Genomic DNA, 17696 nt, shown 5'->3' on the forward strand with positions numbered 1-17696 from the left:
GCCCCGCCGAAGGAGCCCGCCCGATGCTGCCCACCCCCGAACAGCGCGTCTTCGGGTCGTGGCTGCTCGGGCCGGCCGACCAGACCGGGCAGCGGCTGCGGGTGCGCGTGCAGACGCTGCTGACGGTGATGATCACGCTCACCAACATCATCGGCGCGGTCGTGGTGCTGCTGATCTCGCTGTTCGTCGACCCCAACCCGATCGCCGACGACGACCTCGAGCTGGCGCTGGCGATCTCGGTGCCGGTCTACGTCGTGGTGGCGGTCGTCGTCGGCACGGTGTGGGGCACCACCACCTCGCTGCGGGCGATGCGCTGGGCGGTCGACGGCAGCGAGCCCACCGACGAGGAGCGGCGCACGGTGCTGCGGGTGCCGTGGCGGCTGACCCGGATCTCGGCCGGCTTCTGGTTCCTCGCGGCCGCGATCTTCGGGACCCTGAGCCTGGTCTTCCAGCCGGAGCGCGCGATCCCGAGCGCCTACACGGTCGCCCTCGCCGGTGTGGTGGTGGGCGGGATCGCCTACCTGCTCTCGGAGTTCGCGCTCCGCCCGATCGCTGCCCGGGCGCTGGCCGGCGGCACCCCCGACCAGACCGACGGCTTTGGCCTGCGCCCGCGGATGGTCCTCTTCTGGGTAGTCGGCACCGCCGTCCCCGTGCTCGGCCTGATGACCTCGGCGCTCTTCGCGCTCACCGTCCGCGACGTCAGCTCCACCCGGCTCGCCGTGGTGATGCTGACCATCGGCGGGATCGTGCTGCTCTTCGGCTGGTTCATCACCTGGCTCAACGCCCGCGCGGTCGTGGCGCCCATCGAGTCGGTGCGCGACGCGCTGCAGAAGGTGCAGGACGGCGACTACGGCGTCACCGTGCCCGTCTACGACGGCACCGAGCTCGGCATGCTCCAGGCCGGGTTCAACGACATGTCCACCGGGCTGGCCGAGCGCGAGCGGCTGCGCGACCTGTTCGGCCGCCACGTCGGCCACGAGGTAGCTGCCGCGGCGGCCGACAGCGACGTCCGGCTCGGGGGCGAGGCCCGCGAGGTCAGCGTGCTGTTCGTCGACATCGTCGGCTCCACCGGCTACGCCGCCCACCACGACCCCGCCAAGGTCGTCTCGGTGCTCAACGAGTTCTTCGCGGTGGTGGTCGACGCGGTCGACGAGCAGCACGGGCTGGTCAACAAGTTCGTCGGCGACGCCGCGCTCGCGATCTTCGGCGCGCCCGTCGAGCAGCCCGACCACGCCACCCGCGCACTGGCCGCGGCCCGCGTCATGGCCCGCAACCTGGCCGAGCAGGTGCCCGACGTCGCCGCCGGCATCGGCGTCGCCACCGGCTGGGCGGTGGCGGGCTACGTCGGCGACGAGTCGCGCTACGAGTACACCGTGATCGGCGACGCGGTGAACTCCGCCTCCCGCCTCACCGACCTGGCGAAGGAGGCTCCCGGCCGGGTGCTGGTCGCGGCCACCACGGTCGAGGCCGCCGACGCCGAGCAGGCCCGGCACTGGCGCGCCCACGACGACGTGGTGCTGCGCGGCCGGGACGAGGCCACCCGCACCTGCGTGCTCGCCGAGCTCCCCGCCGAGCCGGCCACCAGCGAGCCGGGTCAGTAGCGGGCGCCGGCCACCTGGGCCGCCAGCGTGTCGAGCCGGGACAGCTCGGCCTGGTCGAGCACCAGCCCGACGGCACCGGCGTTCTGCTCCAGGTACGAGGGGCGCTTGGTGCCCGGGATCGGCACGACCGCGAGCCCGTCGTCGGCCTGCGCGTGCACCCAGGCCAGCGCGACCTGGCCGGGCAGCGCGCCGCGGGCGGCGGCGACGTCGCGGACCTCGTCGACCAAGGCCTGGTTGACCGCCAGGTTGGCCGCGGAGAAGCGGGGCAGCCGGGTGCGGGAGTCGCCCGCGCCGAAGGTCTGGCTCGACACCGTGCCGGTGAGGAAGCCGCGGCCCAGTGGCGAGAACGGCACCAGGCCGACGCCGAGGCGGCGCGCGGCCGGCACGACCGACTCCTCCACGCCGCGCTCCCACAGCGACCACTCGCTCTGCACCGCGGTGATCGGGTGCACGGCGCAGGCCCGCTCGAGCTCGTCGGCGGTCACCTCCGAGAGGCCGAGGTGGCGCACCTTGCCGGCCGCGACCAGCTCGGCCATCGCACCCACCGTCTCCTCGACCGGCACCTCGGGGTCGACCCGGTGGAGGTAGTAGAGGTCGACGTGGTCGACGCCGAGCCGCTGCAGCGAGGCGTCGCAGGCCGACCGCACGTACGCCGGCGACCCGTCGAGCTCGAAGCGGATCGCCCCCTCGCGCGCGATGCCCCTGATGCCGACCTTGGTGGCCAGCTGCACCCGGTCGCGGCGGCCCACGAGCGCCTTCGCGAGCAGCCGCTCGTTGGCGCCGAAGCCGCCCGGGCCGGCGTCGCCGTAGACGTCGGCGGTGTCCCAGAACGTGACGCCGAGGTCGAGCGCGCGGTCGAGGGTGGCGTAGGAGGTGGCGTCGTCGGCGACGCCGTAGGACTGGCTCATCCCCATGCACCCCAGCCCCTGGGCCGAGACGACGAGACCCTGGCTGCCGAGGGCGACGGTGTGCATGCCCCGAAACTAGCCGACCGGCACGGCTCCCGGCCGGGTCGCGCGGGTGCGCATCCCGGTCGCGGCCGCGGCCGCCGCCACCAGCACCACCGCTGCGACCACCCAGGTCTGCCGGAACCCGTCGACGGCAGGCACACCCACCGCGTCGCCCACGAGCGCGAACAGCACGCTGACGCCGACCACGAATCCGAGCTGGCGGGCCATCGTCACCACGCCGCTGCCGGTGGCGGCCATCGACGGCGGCAGGTCGTGGGTCGAGCCGGCCATCAGGTTCGGCAGCGCGAGGCCGACACCGATCCCGCCGACCACCCAGGCGGGCAGGTACGCCGTGGCGTACGCCGGCGACTCGCCCATGCCGGCCGCGGCCACCAGGCAGCCCAGCGCGCAGACCAGCGACCCGGCCGTGACCAGCCGGCTCGGCGAGGCGGTGGGCAGCACCCGCTGCACCACGGCAGCGGTCAGCGGCACCAGGAGCGGGCCGACCGCGACCGCGAGCCCGGCGCGGAGCACGCCGTAGCCCCACACCTGCTGGAGCCACAGCACGCCCACGAGCAGGTTCGCGGCGAAGCTGACGTTGAACAGCAGCATCGCCAGCACCGACCAGCGGAAGGTGCGCACCCGCAGCAGCGCCGGGTCGATCACCGGGGTGTGGTGGCGCGCCGAGCGCCGGGCGAACGCCAGCGCCAGCACGACGGCACCGGCCAGGGCTGCCCAGGTGGCGCCCGCCGACCAGCCCCACTCGTGGCTCTTGACCAGGCCCAGGGCGAGCAGGCCGGCCGACCCGGCCACCAGGGCGGCGCCCACCAGATCCGGGGTCGGGGCGTCGTCGGCCACCCGGTCGTCGGCGACCGCGCGCACGGCGACGAGCAGCATCGCGACCCCCACGGGCACGTTGATGAGGAAGACCCAGCGCCACGACAGCTCGGTGAGCAGGCCCCCGACGGTGGGCCCGATGGCGGCCGCGACGGCGCCGACGGCCGCCCACACCCGGACGCCGACCAGGCGCCGCTCGGGCGGCAGGGCGGCCAGCAGGATGCCGAGGCTGGTCGGGGTCATCGCCGCCGCGCCGACCGCCTGCGCGGCCCGGAACCCGACGAGCACCCACACGTCGCCGCTCAGCGCGCAGGCCGCGCTCGCGAGGGTGAAGACGGCGACGCCGAGCAGGAAGAGCCGCCGGCGGCCGTAGCGGTCGGCGAGCCGGCCGAACGGGACCAGCAGCGCCGCGACCACGACGGCGTAGGCGTTGAGCACCCAGCTGAGGTCGCCGGCGGTCGGGCCGCCCGGGCTGCCAACCCCCAGGTCGCGACCGATCTCGTCGAAGGCGACGTTGACCACGAACAGGTCGAGGCTGGAGAGGAACGCGGCGCCGACGGTGACGAGGAGAACCGCCCGCACCGCCGCCGGCTGGCTCTGGGTTGGCATAGCCAGGCAGGCTAGCGTCTGGCTATGGGATCGGCAAGCCAGGGGCGTAGACTGGCGCCATGCCCCTGCGCCTCGCCGGACGTCTCCCCCGCCGCCGCGGACCCGTCGGCGACGCCTGCCCGATCGACCGCACCCTCCAGGTGGTCGGCACCCGGTCGGCGTTCCTGCTGCTGCGCGAGGCGTTCTACGGCGCCACCCGGTTCGACGACCTGGTGCGGCTGACCGGGTTCACCGAGGCGGTTGCGGCCTCCCGGCTCAAGGAGCTGGTTGGCGCCGGGCTGCTGGAGCGCCGGCCCTACCGCGAGCCGGGCCAGCGCACCCGCCAGGAGTACGTGCTCACCGACCGCGGCCGCGACCTGCTGCCGGTGCTCGTCGCGCTGGGCGAGTGGAGCCGCACCCACTCCCCCGAGCTGGGCGGGCCCACGCTGAGCCACGACGGCTGCGAGGCCGACGTGCGGCTGACCCTGCGTTGCGCCGCCGGCCACGACGTCACCGAGGACGAGCTGGTCGTCACCGGCTGACCGCGCGGCCGCCCGCGACCGGGTCAGCGCCCGGGCGGAAACCACGCCGCGAGCCCGAGCAGCCGGTCGTTGGCCTCGGGCTCTCCGATCGAGACCCGCGCGCCCTCGCCGGCGAACGGCCGCACCACGATGCCGAGCTCGTCCGCGGCGGCTGCGAGCTCGCCGGTGCGCTCGCCGACCTCGAGCCAGACGAAGTTGCCCTGCGGGTCGGGCACCCGCCAGCCCGCGGCGGCCAGGCCGAGGACCACCCGGTCACGCTCGGCGACCAGCGCGTCGACCCGCTCCAGCAGCTCGGCCTCGGCGGCGAGCGAGGCGACCGCCGCCGCCTGGGCGACCGCCGAGACGCCGAACGGCAGCGAGACCGCGCGCAGCGCCGCGGCGACCGGCGCCTGCGCGACGGCGTACCCCACCCGGAAGCCGGCCAGCCCGTAGGCCTTGGAGAAGGTGCGGAAGAGCACCACGTTGGGGTGGCGCCGGTAGGTCGCCAGGCCGTCGACGGGATCCGCCATCCGCACGAACTCCAGGTAGGCCTCGTCGACGACCACCACCACGTGCTCCGGCACCCGGGCCAGGAACCCGTCGAGCTCGGCCTGCGTCACCGCCGGCCCGGTGGGGTTGTTGGGCGTGCAGACCAGCACCACCCGGGTGCGGTCGGTGACGGCCGCGGCCATCGCCATCAGGTCGTGGCGACCGTCGGCCAGCACCGGCACCGGCACCGAGGTCGCGGCCGCGGTCGTGACCGCGATGGGGTAGGCCTCGAACGAGCGCCAGGCGTGCACCACCTCATCGCCCGGCTCGCACCAGGCCGCGAGCAGCTGGTAGATCAGCGCGACCGATCCGGTGGCCACCGCCAGGTCGTCTCGGGGCACGCCGAGGCGCGCGGCGAGGGCGTCGTAGAGGGCCGCGCTGCCCATGTCGGGGTAGCGGTTCATCGCCTCGACCGCGCGGGTCGCGGCGGCCACCACGCCGGGCAGCGGCGGGTAGGGGTTCTCGTTCGACGACAGCTTGTACGACGTGGTGCCCGGCCGCACCGTCGGCGGCTTCCCCGGCACGTAGGCGGGGATCGCGGCGACGTTGGGACGGGGCGTGGGCGACGTCATGGCCTCACGCTACGACGGCGCCAGGGCCGCACCAGCGGCAGCAGCGCCACCCCGAGGCCGACGCCGAGCACCGCCCCCGCGACGTTGTCGACGACGTCGGTGACGTCGCAGGCCCGGTCGAGGCGGGCCAGCTCGAGCTGGGTCACCTCGATGCCGAGCGAGTACGCCGCGAGCAGGGCCAGCCCCAGCGGTACCAGCCACCAGCCGGCGCGCCACCGCGCGGCGACCAGCACCAGCAGCGCGCCGGAGGGCACGAAGACCACCAGGTTGAGCAGCCGCTGGGTGCCGGGCAGGATCCAGAACCCGTCGGGCGCGGGGCCGCCGATGTCCCACGAGCAGCTGGTCAGGCGACCCTCGGCCGACACCACGCCCGGCGCGCCGTTGGCGGGGATGAGCGTCAGCACGCCGATGCACACCAGCGACCAGGCGAGGCCGGCCACGCACACCGCCCAGACCGCGCCGTGCCGGGGCGCGAGCACGCTCGCCAGGGCCACCGCCAGCCCCGCGGAGACCAGGACCAGCAGCAGCATCACCTCGACGCCACCGACCGGGAACACCCCGTCGAAACTACCGAGGCGAAACCACCCGGCCGAGACCACCCGGCGAGTTGGGGGCGGTCAGCCCCGGGGCAGCAGCACCTCGCCACCCGGCACGATGGGGAGATCGCGGCCGAGCACCACGTCGACGGGGTTGGTCAGGCAGCGCACCGACCCGCCGCCCTTGTGCAGCTCCGATACGTCGACCACCACGACGTCGAAGCCCCACGCCTCGAGCCGGCCCCGCACCCGGTCGGGGCAGGCCGGCATCACCACGGTCGAGCCGACCACCACCGAGTTGGCGCAGAACGTCGTGAGCGCCTCCTCCTCGGTGAGGACCAGCGGCTCGGGCACCAGCGCGAGCAGCGCCGCCGCCGAGGGGTCGTCGAGCGCCGCCGGGCAGACCAGGGCCCGGCGGTCGTCGAGCGGGCAGAACGCCAGGTCGAGGTGGTACATGCCCGGGTGGGTGATCCGCAGCCCCCGCACCCGCACGCCCAGCTCCACGGCCAGGTGCTTGAGGGCGAGCTCGTCGGTGCGCGGGCCGTGCCCGACCACCAGCGCGTCGCCGAACGCGAACGCGTCGCCGGCCTCGAGGTGCGCGCCGACGCCGTCGCGGCCGACGTATGTCGTCGCCCAGCCGCGCTCGGCGAACCACGCCGCCGCGGTGGGCGTCTCCATCCGCCGCTGGGGGTGGCGCATGTGCGAGAGCACCACCCGGCGGTCACCGCCGGGGCCGGCGACGGCGAGGCCGAGGTTCATCGCGTACACCATGTCGGGGGCATCCGGTCGCTGCGGCAGCACGTCGACGGTGGCGCCGAGCCCGCGCAGCGTCGCAACCAGGTGGTGCCACTGGTCGAGCGCCCGCCGCGGATCGGGCTGGTCGGCGACGTCCATGAACGGGTTGATCTCGTAGTCGACCCGGAAGTGGGTCGGCTCGACCGCGACGTAGTGACGGCCCCAGCTCAACGACCTGCCCAGCATCATGGCACCTCCTCGATGATTGTCAGACAATCTGACGATCCGCAGTGTGGGGCACGAGCGGGCCGCGGGGCAAGCCGGCGGCCGTACCGCAGAATGGACCCATGGCCCAGCCCTACGACTCGCTGACGCTCGAGCACTCCTCGACCGTCGACCGGGTCGTCGACGAGCTGCGCCGGGCGGTGTTCGCCGGCGAGCTCGAGTCGGGCACGCCGCTGCGGGAGGTCGCGCTCGCCGGCTCGCTGGGGGTCAGCCGGCCCACGGTGCGCGAGGCGCTCACCGTGCTGGTGGCCGAGGGCCTGGCCACCCGCGAGCCGCACCGCGGGGTGTCGGTGACCAGCCCCGAGGCCGGCTCGGTGCGCGACGTGTGCCGGGCGCGGCTGGTGCTCGAGGGCGCCGGGGTGCTGGAGTGGTCGAGCGCCACCGATGCTCAGCGCGACCGGGTGCGGGAGACGTTGACGGCGTACATCGGGGCGATCCGGACCGACGGGCCCTACCGGCTCCTCAACGAGCTCCACCTCGACTTCCACGTCTCGCTGGTCGGCCTCACCGGGTCGCCGAGGCTGGTCGCGATGGCCGAGAACCTGGTGCTCGAGCTCAAGCTCGCGCTGGCCCAGGTCGAGCGGATCCGGCGCAACGCCCACGACCAGGCCGAGACCCACGCCCAGCTGGTGGGCCTGCTCGAGGCCGGCGACACCGTGGCCGCCCACGCGTTCCTGCGCCGCCACCTCGACGACGCCGCCGCCGAGATCGTCGAGGCACTCGGACTCGAGGTCGACGGCCGGTAGGCCCGACCTGCCACCATGTGACCCATGCGGTTCGTCACCTGGCTCGTCACCACCGCCCTCGGCGTCGCCGCGGCCGCGTGGCTGGTCGAGGGCATCGCCTTCTCCGGCCCCTCCTCGGGCCGCGCCGAGATCGAGGAGAAGATCCTCCCGCTGCTGCTGGTGGCGGTGATCCTGGGCGTCGTCACCTCGCTGGTGAAGCCGGTGCTCACGGTCCTGTCGTTCCCGCTGATCATCGTGACCCTGGGCCTGTTCCTCGTCGTGATCAACGCCGCGATGCTGCGGCTGACCGCGTGGCTCGCCGACGAGCTGGGCGTCGGGTTCCGCGTCGACGGCTGGTGGCCGGCGATCTTCGGTGCCGTGGTGGTCACGCTCACCACCTGGGTGGTCGACTCGCTGATCGGCCCGGAGAAGCGGCGCTGACCGCGCCCGAGCTGCCCGAGCCGCGCACCCCCGGCCGCTACGCCGTGGGGCTCGTCTGCCTGGGCAACATCTGCCGGTCGCCGATGGCGGACGTCGTGCTCGCCCAACGGGTCGACGACGCCGGTCTCGCGGGCGTGATCGAGGTCGCCAGCTGCGGCACCGGCGGCTGGCACGTCGGCCAACCGATGGACCCGCGGGCCGCCGCCACCCTGGCCGCGGAGGGCTACGACCCCGAGCGGCACCGCGCCCAGCAGTACGACGCCACCTGGCCCGACCGCTTCGACCTGCTGCTCGCGATGGACGACGACAACCTCGCCGACATCGGCGGGCCGGGCGAGCGGGTGCGGCTGTTCCGCGACTTCGACCCGGTCGGTCCCGGCCCGGTGCCCGACCCCTACTACGGCGGCCCCTCCGGCTTCGACGAGGTGCTGCAGATGGTGGAGCGCACGGCGGCCGCGCTGGTCACCGCTCTGGCCGCCAGGCTGGCGCCGCCGTACTAACGTGGGCGCCGTGACCCGTCAGCCGGTGGTGGCCCGCCACGCCGAGGACCTCCTCGGCTCCGCCGTGGTCGCCACGGCGCCGGTCGCCGGCGGTGACACCGCGACCGCCACCAAGCTGCGGCTGAGCAACGGCACCACCGCACTGATGAAGACGCTCACCAACGCGCCGGAGGGCTTCTTCGAGGCCGAGGCCCGGGGGCTGCGCTGGCTCGGCGAGGTCGAGGGCGTGCACGTGCCGCCGGTGCTGGCAGTCGACCAGGGCTGCCTGATCGTGGGCTGGGTCGAGTCGGGCCGGACCACCCCCGACGCCGCCGTCGAGCTCGGCCGCTCGCTCGCCGCCCTCCACACGGCCGGCGCCCCCGCCTACGGCGCCGAGCAGGACGGCTTCATCGGCCGGCTCCCGCTCCCCAACCGCACCGCCGCCACCTGGGCGGAGTTCTACGCCGTCCGCCGGGTGCTGCCGTACCTCAAGCTGGCCCGCGACCGCGGCCACGTCAGCGACACCGACGCCGCCACCATCGAGTCGATCATCGGCCGGCTGCCTGACCTGCTCCCCGAGGAGGGCCCCGCCCGCCTGCACGGCGACCTCTGGAACGGCAACGTGCTCTGGGGCCAGGACGGCCACGCCTGGCTGATCGACCCGGCGGCGTACGGCGGCCACCGCGAGGCCGACCTCGCCATGCTCGCCCTCTTCGGCAGCCCCCACCTCCCCCGCGTCATCGAGGCCTACTGCGAGGTGACCCCCCTCGCCGACGACTGGGAGGACCGGGTGCCCCTCCTCCAGCTCTTCCCCCTCCTCGTCCACGCCGCCCTCTTCGGCGGCGGCTACGGCCCCCGCGCGGCCGAGGCCGCCTCCCGCTTCACCGGCGGCGCTGGCTGAACAAGTTGCCCTGGCGACTGTCTCGAAACCCCCGCCGACCAACGGTGGTTGAGGAAGTCGCGCTGGCGACTGTCTCGAAACCCCAGACGGCCGAACGACCTGCGGTGCCCGCCGTTGGTTGAGGTGCGAGCGGAGCGAGCCTCGAAACCCCCGCCGGCCGAACGCCCTCCGGTGGGAACGGGAGGGCTTCCGCCTCACCGGGTCTCGAGGCTCGTCGCCAGGGCTCCTCGCACCTCGACCGGCGCCACCCACCGCTGGTTGAGGTGCGAGCGAAGCGAGCCTCGAAACCCCCGCGCCCCGAACGCCCTCCGGTGGGAACGGGAGGGCTTCCGTCTCACCGGGTCTCGAGGCTCAGGCCTAGCGGCCTTCGCACCTCGACCAGCGCGCAAGCCGGCGTGCCGCGCCGCGCGGCGCGGAGGCGGCGGAGCGACGGGCGGCGTTCGGCACGTCAACGCCCGATGTGGCGCCGACACGAACACCGGGGAACAGCAGGGCAGAGTCCGGCGACACGGCAACGAGTGCCGAACGACGTCCGGCGCGCAGCAGCCGCAGTGCCCCACCCGCGCGGCACCCCACACCCACCCCCACCCACAGTCAGCCCCATCCGAGCCTCATCCCCGGAGTCGCCACGCACGGGAGGGCGTTCGGCTCACCGGGTTTCGAGACAGGACTTCGTCCTTCCTCAACCAGCGAACTGCCGCGCCGCCGGCACGGAGGCGGCGGAGCGACGGGCGGCGTTCGGCACGTCAACGGCGGCGTGGCGCCGCAGCGAACACCGGGGAACAGCAGGACAGAGCCCGGCGACACGGCAACGAGTGCCGAACGACGTCCGGCGCGCAGCAGCCGCAGTGCCCCACCCGCGCGGCACCGCGCACCCCCCGGCAGTCAGCAACCACCCGAGCCCCATCCCCGGAGTCGCCACGCACGGGAGGGCGTTCGCCTCACCGGGTTTCGAGACAGGACTTCGTCCTTCCTCAACCAGCGGTGGCCGCAGGGACTCGCTGCTCGACCAAACGGTGCCCGCCCCGACCAACCCCCGGGATGCCGCGCCGCACGGCACGGAGGCGGCGGAGCGACGGGCGGCGTTCGGCACGTCAACGGCGGCGTGGCGCCGCAGCGAACACCGGGGAACAGCAGGACAGAGCCCGGCGACACGGCAACGAGTGCCGAACGACGTCCGGCGCGCAGCAGCCGCAGTGCCCCACCCGCGCGGCACCGCGCACCCCCCGGCAGTCAGCAACCACCCGAGCCCCGTCCGCGGAGTCGCCACGCACGGGAGGGCGTTCGCCTCACCGGTTTCGAGACAGGACTTCGTCCTTCCTCAACCAGCGGTGGCCGCTGGGGCTCGCTGCTCGACCAAACGGTGCCCGCCCCAACCAACCCCCGGGATGCCGCGCCGCACGGCACGGAGGCGGCGGAGCGACGGGCGACGTTCGGCACGTAGACGGCGGCGTGGCGCCGACGCGAACGCCGGGGGACCGCAGGGCAGAGTCCGGCGACACGGCAACGAGTGCCGAACGACGTCCGGCGCGCAGCCGCCGCAGTGCCCACCCACGCGCGGCACCCCGCACCCACCCACCCACAGTCACCACCCGCACGGAGCACGCAAGCCGGAGTCAGCACCCTGCCCGAGCCCCCTCCGCGGGGTCGCCACGTACGGGAGGGCGTTCGGCTCACCGGGTCTCGAGGCTCAGGCCTAGCGGCCTTCGCACCTCGACCAACGCCGGCGTTCGGCTCACCGGGTCTCGACGACGCTCGCTGGCGCTCGCTGCTCCACCAGCGGTTGGCGCGCGCTCTCAGCGGCGACTCAGGGGCTGCTGGCAACATGGGGCGGTGACCTCCGTCAGCCCGAAGCCTCGCGTGCTGGTCGTCGACGACGACAAGGCGGTGCGCGAGTCGCTGCGCCGGTCGCTCGAGTTCAACGGCTACGACGTCGCGCTGGCCGGCGACGGCGCGGAGGCGCTGGCCGGGATCGGGGCGGTCGGGCCGGACGTCGTCGTGATGGACGTGATGATGCCGCGGCTCGACGGCATCGAGGCGACCAAGGCGCTGCGGGCGGCCGGCAACGACGTGCCGATCCTGGTGCTGACCGCGCGCGACGCGGTGGGCGACCGGGTCGAGGGGCTCGACGCCGGCGCCGACGACTACCTCACCAAGCCGTTCGCACTCCAGGAGCTGCTGGCCCGGCTGCGGGCGCTGCTGCGACGGGCGGTGCCCAGCGACGACGAGGCCGAGGAGGTGCTGGCCTTCGGCGACCTCACCATGAACACGGCGACCCGCGAGGTCGTGCGCGGCGGGCGCCGGATCGAGCTGACCCGCACCGAGTTCACGCTGCTGGAGATGTTCCTGCGCCGACCGCGACGGGTGCTGGAGCGGGCGTTCATCCTCGAGGAGGTGTGGGGCTACGACTTCCCCACGACCGCCAACTCCCTCGAGGTCTACGTCGGCTACCTGCGCCGCAAGACCGAGGCCGAGGGCGAGTCGCGGCTGATCCACACCGTGCGCGGCGTCGGCTACGTGCTGAAGTCCGAGTAGGCCCGGCTGCGTGAAGCTCAACCCACCCACCGCCGAGACCCCCGTCGACAGCCGCTGGCACTACCGCCGCTCGCTGGCCAGCCGGGTCACGCTGCTGACCACGATGGCGGTCGGCTTATCGGTGGCGTTCGTGGCGATCGGCGCCTACGTCACCGTGCGGATGCAGCTGAGCAGCACCCTCGACGAGACGCTGCTCGACCGCGCCCACCAGACCGCCAAGGCGCCGACCCTGGTCAACCTCCCCACCGGAGACGAGGTGCCAGCGTGGGCGCTGGTCGCCACCGACCTGCGGATCGCGCTGGTCTTCTCCGACGGGCGGGTCTACGAGCCGGGCCAGACCAAGGGGGTGCCGCGGATGAGTGGCACCGAGCTCGAGGTCGCGGCCGGCAAGGCGCCGCAGAGCCTGCGCACGGTGCGCACGGCCGGGTACGACTACCGGGTCGTCGCGGTGCCGTACGGCGACGACCAGGCGCTCGTGATCGCCCAGTCGCTGGAGTCGCAGGAGAAGGTGCTGACCCGCCTCGGGCTGGTGACGCTGCTGTTCGGGCTGGCCGGCATCATCGCCGCGGGCGTGGCCGGCTGGGGCGTGGCCCGCAACGGCCTGCGCCCCGTGCGCAAGCTGAGCAGCGCGGTCGAGGAGATCGCGCGCACCGAGGACCTGCGCCCGCTGCCGGTCGAGGGCGACGACGAGATCGCGCGGCTCGCGACGGCGTTCAACCAGATGCTCACCTCGCTGGCGGCCTCCCGCGACCGGCAGCGCCGGCTGGTCGCCGACGCCGGCCACGAGCTGCGCACCCCGCTGACGTCGCTGCGCACCAACATCGACCTGCTCACCATGGCCAGCCCGGAGAACGCGCTGCCGCCGGAGGCCCACGACGAGCTGCTCGCCGACGTCCGCGCCCAGATCGAGGAGCTCACCACCCTGGTCGGCGACCTGGTGGAGCTGGCGCGCGACGAGCCGCTGACCCACGTGGTCGGCCAGGTCGAGGTGCACGAGGCGCTCGAGCAGGCCGTGGCGCGCGTACGCCGCCGCGCGGGCGACGTGCGGATCGCGCTCGACAACGCCTCCTGGTTCGTGGTCGGCGAGGCCGGCTCGATCGAGCGGGCGCTGACGAACCTGCTCGACAACGCGGTCAAGTGGAGCCCGCCCGGTGCGGAGGTGCGGGTGCGGATGGACTCCGGCGTGGTGACCGTCGACGACGACGGGCCCGGCATCCCCGACGAGGACCTGCCCCACGTGTTCGAGCGCTTCTACCGGTCGGAGGCGTCGCGCTCGATGCCCGGCTCCGGCCTCGGCCTCTCGATCGTCCACCAGATCGTGGAGCGGCACGCCGGCACCGTCGAGGCGCAGCGCCGCCCCGAGGGCGGCACCCGGATGGTGCTGCGCCTGCCCGGCTCGGCGGTGCGGCCGTGAGGCGGCCGGTGCGGGCGGCCGCCGTGCTGGCGCTGCTGGCCGCGGCCGCGCTGGCCGGGTGCTCCGACGACGAGCCCGGCGCCACCACGCCGGAGCACACCCTGCCCAGCACGCCGGCCGAGCCGGCGTGGAACCCGTGCGACGCCCTCGACCCCGCGCCGGTCTCGCGCGCGCTCGGCGCGGAGGTGACGCTCGAGGCCGGCACCCCGGAGGCCCCGCGCTGCAGCCTGCTCCCGGTCGAGCCCGGCGGCCCCACCCTCAACGTCACCTACGCCTGGACCCAGGTGGGCCTCGCCGAGACCATCGACCAGCTGCAGCTGCCCGAGGGCGTCGACGTCCGCACCCCCGAGGTGGCCGGGGCCGACGACGCCCGGCTGGTCGTCAACGTCCGGGACGACGCTGCCGCGGTCACCGGCTTCGTCGACGACGGCGACCTGGTGCAGACCGTCAACGCGCTCGACCTCGCGCCCCACGACGCCGCCACGCTGGTCGCCGCCACCACCGAGGTGGTGCGGCAGCTGTCGGCGGCCGCCCCGGAGGAGCCGTGACCCCGCCCGACCTCCTCGGCACCTGGCGGATGGAGCGCACCGTCGACGACCGGGTCGCCGGGCGGCGGCTCGCGCTCACCGCGACGCTGACGCTCACCGACGAGCCCGACGGCCGGGTGCGCTGGCACGAGGCGGGCACGGTCGACTGGTGGGGCGACCCGGCACCGTTCACCCGCACGCTCTTCGCCGAGCAGCGACCCGACGGCTGGTGGCTGACCTTCGACGACGGCCGCGACTTCGTGCCGTGGGTGCCGGGAGAGCGGGTCGACCACCCGTGCGGCGCCGACCACTACGCCGGCCTGCTCGAGCCGCTGGCCGACGGCTGGTCGGTGCGGTGGGAGGTTGCCGGGCCCGCCAAGGACTACACGATGGTGAGCCGGCTGACCCGCTGAGCCGGCGGCCCGCCTGGCCGGGAGAATGGCCGGGTGGCCGACGACCTCTCCTTCTTCACCGCGCAGCCCGACGACGCCGACACCCTGGTGCCCACCCACATGGCCGCGAGCATGTGGAACGACGACCAGATGCACGGCGTCGCGCTGAGCGGGGCGCTGGCCCGGGCCGCCGAGCGGCGGCTGGCCGCGCTCGGCCGCGACGACCTGCGCGGCGCGCGCTTCGACGTCGACCTCTTCAAGCAGGGCCGGATGCAGCCCACCCGGTTCGAGACCACGGTGGTGCGCGAGGGCCGGCGGATCTGCCTGGTCGACGTGGTCGCCGTCCAGGTCGACGGCCCGGTCGCGCGCGGCACGGCGACGTTCGTCAAGCCCACCGAGAGTGCCCCCGGGGAGGCGTGGTCGCCGGCCGAGCGGTTCGCGCCCCCGCCGCCCGAGGTCGCCCCGGAGAGCGACGAGCCGCGGGTGCCGTTCGTGCGCAGCGACGTCGCCTGGTCGCAGAACTTCCTCGAGCACCAGAACGCCGGACGCAAGCAGACCTGGACGACCGCGATCCCCGTGGTGCCGGGCGACCCGGGCGGGCCGTTCGCGTGGGCGGCCTCCGTCGCCGACGGCGCCAGCATGGTCGCGAACTGGGGCACCCGGGGCGTGCAGTACATCAACACCGACATCATGGTCGGCCTGGCCCGGCTCCCGGTGAGCCAGGAGATCGGGCTGGGGGCGCTCGACCGGGTCGAGGCCGACGGCATCGCGGTCGGCACCGCCGCGATCTACGACCGGCAGGGCCCGCTCGGCTCGGTCGTGGTCACCGGCATCAGCAACTCCCGGCGCACCGTCGACTTCGCCACGGTCGAGTACGACGACGACGGGACCCGCCGCGCGGTCCCGCGGGCCTGATCGCTCCGGGCCTGACCGCTACGGCCGGGACGGCTGGGCGGGGTCGCGCCAGACCCGCTCGAACGGCAGCCGCCAGGCGTGCGGGGCGATCAGCTGGTGGATCGCGTTGGGTCCCCAGCTGCCCGGCGCGTAGCTGCGCACCGGCGGCGGGTCGTCGAGCAGGCGCTGGGACTTCTCCCAGAGGGTCTCGATGCCGTCGGCGGTCGTGAACAGCGTGTGGTCGCCGCGCATCGCGTCGTGGATCAGCCGCTGGTAGGCCTCGAGCACCGCCTCCGAGCCGCCGGTCTCGTGGGTCGCGAACTGCATCGACAGCTTCTCGAGCTTCATCCCGGGCCCCGGTCGCTTGCCGTAGAACGACAGCGACATCCGCGACTGGTCGGCGAGGTCGAAGGTCAGGTGGTCGGGCCCCTGGGTGCCGGCGTTGCTGCCGGCCGGGAACATCGAGAGCGGCGGCTCCTTGAACGCGATCGAGATGATCCGCGCCCCCTCCGCGAGCTTCTTGCCGGTGCGCAGGAAGAACGGCACCCCCGCCCAGCGCCAGTTGTCGATCTCCACCTTGAGCGCCACGAAGGTCTCGGTGTCGGAGGAGTCGGAGACCTCCTCCTTGCCGCGGTAGCCCGTGTACTGGCCGCGCACGACGTCGTGCGGCTCCAACGGCCGCATCGACCGGAACACCTTGAGCTTCTCGTCGCTGATCGGTCCCGGCGTCAGCGAGGTGGGCGGCTCCATCGCCATGAACGCCAGCACCTGCATCAGGTGGGTGACCACCATGTCGCGGTAGGCCCCGGTGGTCTCGTAGAACGCCGTGCGCCCCTCGAGCCCGAGCGTCTCGGGCACGTCGATCTGCACGTGGTCGATGAAGTTGCGGTTCCAGATCGGCTCGAACAGGCCGTTGGCGAAGCGGAACGCCAGGATGTTCTGCGCCGCCTCCTTGCCGAGGAAGTGGTCGATGCGGAAGACCTGCTCCTCGTCGAAGACCGCGTGCACCCGGGCGTTGAGCTTCTTGGCCGAGGCGAGGTCGGTGCCGAACGGCTTCTCCATCACCACCCGCGACCGCTCCACCAGCCCCGCCTCGTCGAGCTGGTGGATCACGTCGAGGGCGGCCTTGGGCGGGACGCTCAGGTAGTGCAGGCGGCGTACGTCGGCCGGGTCGACCCCGAGCGACGCCTCCGCCTCGCGCACCGCCTCGGCGAGCGCGTGCGGCCCGGCGGTCTGCGGGACGTAGCGGAGCATGGCCCCGAACGGCGCCCACCGCTCGTCGTCGAGCCCCTTCGGCCCGAACTCCTCGCACGCGTCGCGGGCCAGCTTGGCGAACCGCTCGTCGTCGAGGTCCTCCAGCGAGGTGCCGACGATCCGCGACTCCTCGAGGAGCCCCGCCTCGAACAGCCGCAGCAGCCCGGGCAGCAGCTTGCGCCGGGCCAGGTCGCCCGTGGCCCCGAACAGCACGATGACGTGCGCGTGCTCCATGTCGTCGACGGTACTCATGATGGATTGCCACGGTATTACGGGAACCCTGACGGCACGAGACCAGCGCGGCACCGCTGGTTGAGGAAGTCGCGCTGGCGACTGTCTCGAAAACCCCAGACGGCCGAACACCCTCCGGTGGGAACGGGAGCGCTTCCGTCTCGCCGGGTCTCGACGACGCTCGCTGGCGCGCGCGGGGGGGGCCCCGCGGGCCCCCCGGGGGGGCCCCCACCCAGCCCCCCCGCGGGGCGCCGCCCCGCCCGGGGGGCGGCGGCTCGCCCCCCCCCCCCCGGGGGGCCCCCCCGCGACGAGCCCCAGCGAGGCGCGCCCGTCGAGACCCCCGCCGGCCAAGCGCCCTCCGATGGGAACGGGACAGCTCTCGTCGTACTGGGTTTCGAGACGGGACTTCGTCCCTCCTCAACCAGCGCACGCCGGCGTGCCGCGCCGCCGGCACGGAGGCGGCGGAGCGACGGGCGGCGTTCGGCACGTCAACGGCGGCGTGGCGCCGAAGACCACGCCGGGGCACCGCAGGGCAGGGTCCGGCGACACGGCAACGAGTGCCGAACGACGTCCGGCGCGCAGCGGCCGCAGTGCCCCCCACGCGCGGCACCCCGCACCCCACACCCACAGTCAGCACCGGCTCGGATCACACGACAGGGAGTCAGCTCCCGCCCGAGCCCCGTCCGCGGAGTCGGCCGTTACAGGGAGGGCGTTCGGCTCACCGGGTCT

The 17696-nt window shown here is 74.4% G+C and carries 17 protein-coding genes; 11 read left to right on the forward strand and 6 right to left on the reverse strand.

Features of this window, described 5'->3' with window-relative positions:
* Positions 1–23: 23 nt before the first annotated feature.
* Entirely contained in the window at positions 24–1601 is a 1578-nt protein-coding gene (locus JT721_RS09415) for an adenylate/guanylate cyclase domain-containing protein (RefSeq protein ID WP_205472795.1), read from the forward strand.
* Here JT721_RS09415 and JT721_RS09420 read toward each other — a convergent pair.
* Positions 1595–2575, reverse strand: a complete 981-nt coding sequence (locus JT721_RS09420) for an aldo/keto reductase (RefSeq protein ID WP_205472796.1) — start codon at positions 2573–2575, stop codon at positions 1595–1597. The two genes, JT721_RS09415 and JT721_RS09420, sit on opposite strands and share 7 nt — an antisense overlap.
* 9 nt (positions 2576–2584) lie before the next feature.
* Positions 2585–3997 (reverse strand): MFS transporter, encoded by a 1413-nt coding sequence (locus JT721_RS09425; protein ID WP_205472797.1) that lies wholly within the window; start codon positions 3995–3997, stop codon positions 2585–2587.
* Positions 3998–4056: 59 nt separating this feature from the next.
* Here JT721_RS09425 and JT721_RS09430 point away from each other — a divergent pair, with 59 nt between their 5' ends.
* Complete coding sequence (locus JT721_RS09430; protein ID WP_205472798.1) at positions 4057–4518, forward strand: helix-turn-helix domain-containing protein; 462 nt, start codon at positions 4057–4059, stop codon at positions 4516–4518.
* Between the two features lie 23 nt (positions 4519–4541).
* On the opposite strand, the gene hisC is transcribed toward JT721_RS09430, so the two are convergent.
* Genes hisC through JT721_RS09445 form a run of 3 tightly spaced genes read right to left on the reverse strand, consistent with a single transcriptional unit; the run spans position 4542 to position 7138 of the window.
* Positions 4542–5618, reverse strand: a complete 1077-nt coding sequence (gene hisC, locus JT721_RS09435; protein WP_205472799.1) for a histidinol-phosphate transaminase — start codon at positions 5616–5618, stop codon at positions 4542–4544.
* Positions 5615–6175, reverse strand: coding sequence for a VanZ family protein (locus JT721_RS09440; protein WP_205472800.1), 561 nt, complete (start codon positions 6173–6175; stop codon positions 5615–5617). The genes hisC and JT721_RS09440 overlap by 4 nt, the downstream gene beginning before the upstream one ends.
* Before the next feature lie 60 nt (positions 6176–6235).
* Complete coding sequence (locus tag JT721_RS09445; RefSeq protein ID WP_240340417.1) at positions 6236–7138, reverse strand: dimethylarginine dimethylaminohydrolase family protein; 903 nt, start codon at positions 7136–7138, stop codon at positions 6236–6238.
* Positions 7139–7236: 98 nt separating this feature from the next.
* On the opposite strand from JT721_RS09445, the gene JT721_RS09450 reads away from it, so the two are divergent.
* The 9 genes from JT721_RS09450 to JT721_RS09490 all read left to right on the forward strand — a co-directional run bounded on the left by JT721_RS09450 (position 7237) and on the right by JT721_RS09490 (position 15503).
* On the forward strand, positions 7237–7920 hold the full coding sequence (locus tag JT721_RS09450) for a GntR family transcriptional regulator (RefSeq protein ID WP_205472802.1): 684 nt from the start codon (positions 7237–7239) through the stop codon (positions 7918–7920).
* 24 nt (positions 7921–7944) lie between these two features.
* Positions 7945–8340, forward strand: a complete 396-nt coding sequence (locus JT721_RS09455) for a phage holin family protein (protein ID WP_205472804.1) — start codon at positions 7945–7947, stop codon at positions 8338–8340.
* Between the two features lie 44 nt (positions 8341–8384).
* Positions 8385–8840 carry a low molecular weight protein-tyrosine-phosphatase gene (locus tag JT721_RS09460; RefSeq protein WP_307827972.1) on the forward strand — a complete coding sequence of 152 codons (456 nt, stop codon included), beginning with the start codon at positions 8385–8387 and terminating at the stop codon, positions 8838–8840.
* Between the two features lie 10 nt (positions 8841–8850).
* Complete coding sequence (locus tag JT721_RS09465) at positions 8851–9720, forward strand: fructosamine kinase family protein (protein ID WP_205472805.1); 870 nt, start codon at positions 8851–8853, stop codon at positions 9718–9720.
* Positions 9721–11553: 1833 nt separating this feature from the next.
* Entirely contained in the window at positions 11554–12255 is a 702-nt protein-coding gene (locus tag JT721_RS09470) for a response regulator transcription factor (protein ID WP_205472806.1), read from the forward strand.
* A 10-nt stretch (positions 12256–12265) separates the two neighbouring features.
* Positions 12266–13669, forward strand: coding sequence for a HAMP domain-containing sensor histidine kinase (locus tag JT721_RS09475; RefSeq protein ID WP_307827973.1), 1404 nt, complete (start codon positions 12266–12268; stop codon positions 13667–13669).
* The gene (locus JT721_RS21700; protein ID WP_205472807.1) at positions 13666–14217 is read left to right on the forward strand and encodes a hypothetical protein; all 552 of its coding nucleotides are present in this window, start codon (positions 13666–13668) and stop codon (positions 14215–14217) included. The genes JT721_RS09475 and JT721_RS21700 overlap by 4 nt, the downstream gene beginning before the upstream one ends.
* Entirely contained in the window at positions 14214–14609 is a 396-nt protein-coding gene (locus JT721_RS21705) for a DUF6314 family protein (RefSeq protein ID WP_205472808.1), read from the forward strand. Before JT721_RS21700 ends, JT721_RS21705 begins: the two co-directional genes overlap by 4 nt.
* Before the next feature lie 33 nt (positions 14610–14642).
* A complete protein-coding gene (locus JT721_RS09490; RefSeq protein ID WP_307827974.1) occupies positions 14643–15503 on the forward strand; it encodes an acyl-CoA thioesterase domain-containing protein in 861 nt (286 codons plus the stop codon).
* 18 nt (positions 15504–15521) lie between these two features.
* Here the strand turns inward: JT721_RS09490 and zwf are convergent, their stop codons facing one another.
* Complete coding sequence (gene zwf / locus JT721_RS09495; RefSeq protein WP_240340419.1) at positions 15522–16988, reverse strand: glucose-6-phosphate dehydrogenase; 1467 nt, start codon at positions 16986–16988, stop codon at positions 15522–15524.
* Positions 16989–17696: the final 708 nt, after the last annotated feature.

Source organism: Nocardioides sp. SYSU D00038 (assembly GCF_016924665.1).
Lineage (GTDB): Bacteria > Actinomycetota > Actinomycetes > Propionibacteriales > Nocardioidaceae > Nocardioides.

Bases quoted from the DNA above. Each gene is read 5' to 3' on its own strand.
- JT721_RS09450 (WP_205472802.1), top strand. From the start codon at position 7,237: ATGGCCCAGCCCTACGACTCGCTGACGCTCGAGCACTCCTCGACCGTC.
- JT721_RS09455 (WP_205472804.1), top strand. From the start codon at position 7,945: ATGCGGTTCGTCACCTGGCTCGTCACCACCGCCCTCGGCGTCGCCGCG.
- hisC (WP_205472799.1), bottom strand. From the start codon at position 5,618: ATGACGTCGCCCACGCCCCGTCCCAACGTCGCCGCGATCCCCGCCTAC.
- JT721_RS09425 (WP_205472797.1), bottom strand. From the start codon at position 3,997: ATGCCAACCCAGAGCCAGCCGGCGGCGGTGCGGGCGGTTCTCCTCGTC.
- JT721_RS09420 (WP_205472796.1), bottom strand. From the start codon at position 2,575: ATGCACACCGTCGCCCTCGGCAGCCAGGGTCTCGTCGTCTCGGCCCAG.
- zwf (WP_240340419.1), bottom strand. From the start codon at position 16,988: ATGAGTACCGTCGACGACATGGAGCACGCGCACGTCATCGTGCTGTTC.
- JT721_RS09430 (WP_205472798.1), top strand. From the start codon at position 4,057: ATGCCCCTGCGCCTCGCCGGACGTCTCCCCCGCCGCCGCGGACCCGTC.
- JT721_RS09415 (WP_205472795.1), top strand. From the start codon at position 24: ATGCTGCCCACCCCCGAACAGCGCGTCTTCGGGTCGTGGCTGCTCGGG.
- JT721_RS09445 (WP_240340417.1), bottom strand. From the start codon at position 7,138: ATGATGCTGGGCAGGTCGTTGAGCTGGGGCCGTCACTACGTCGCGGTC.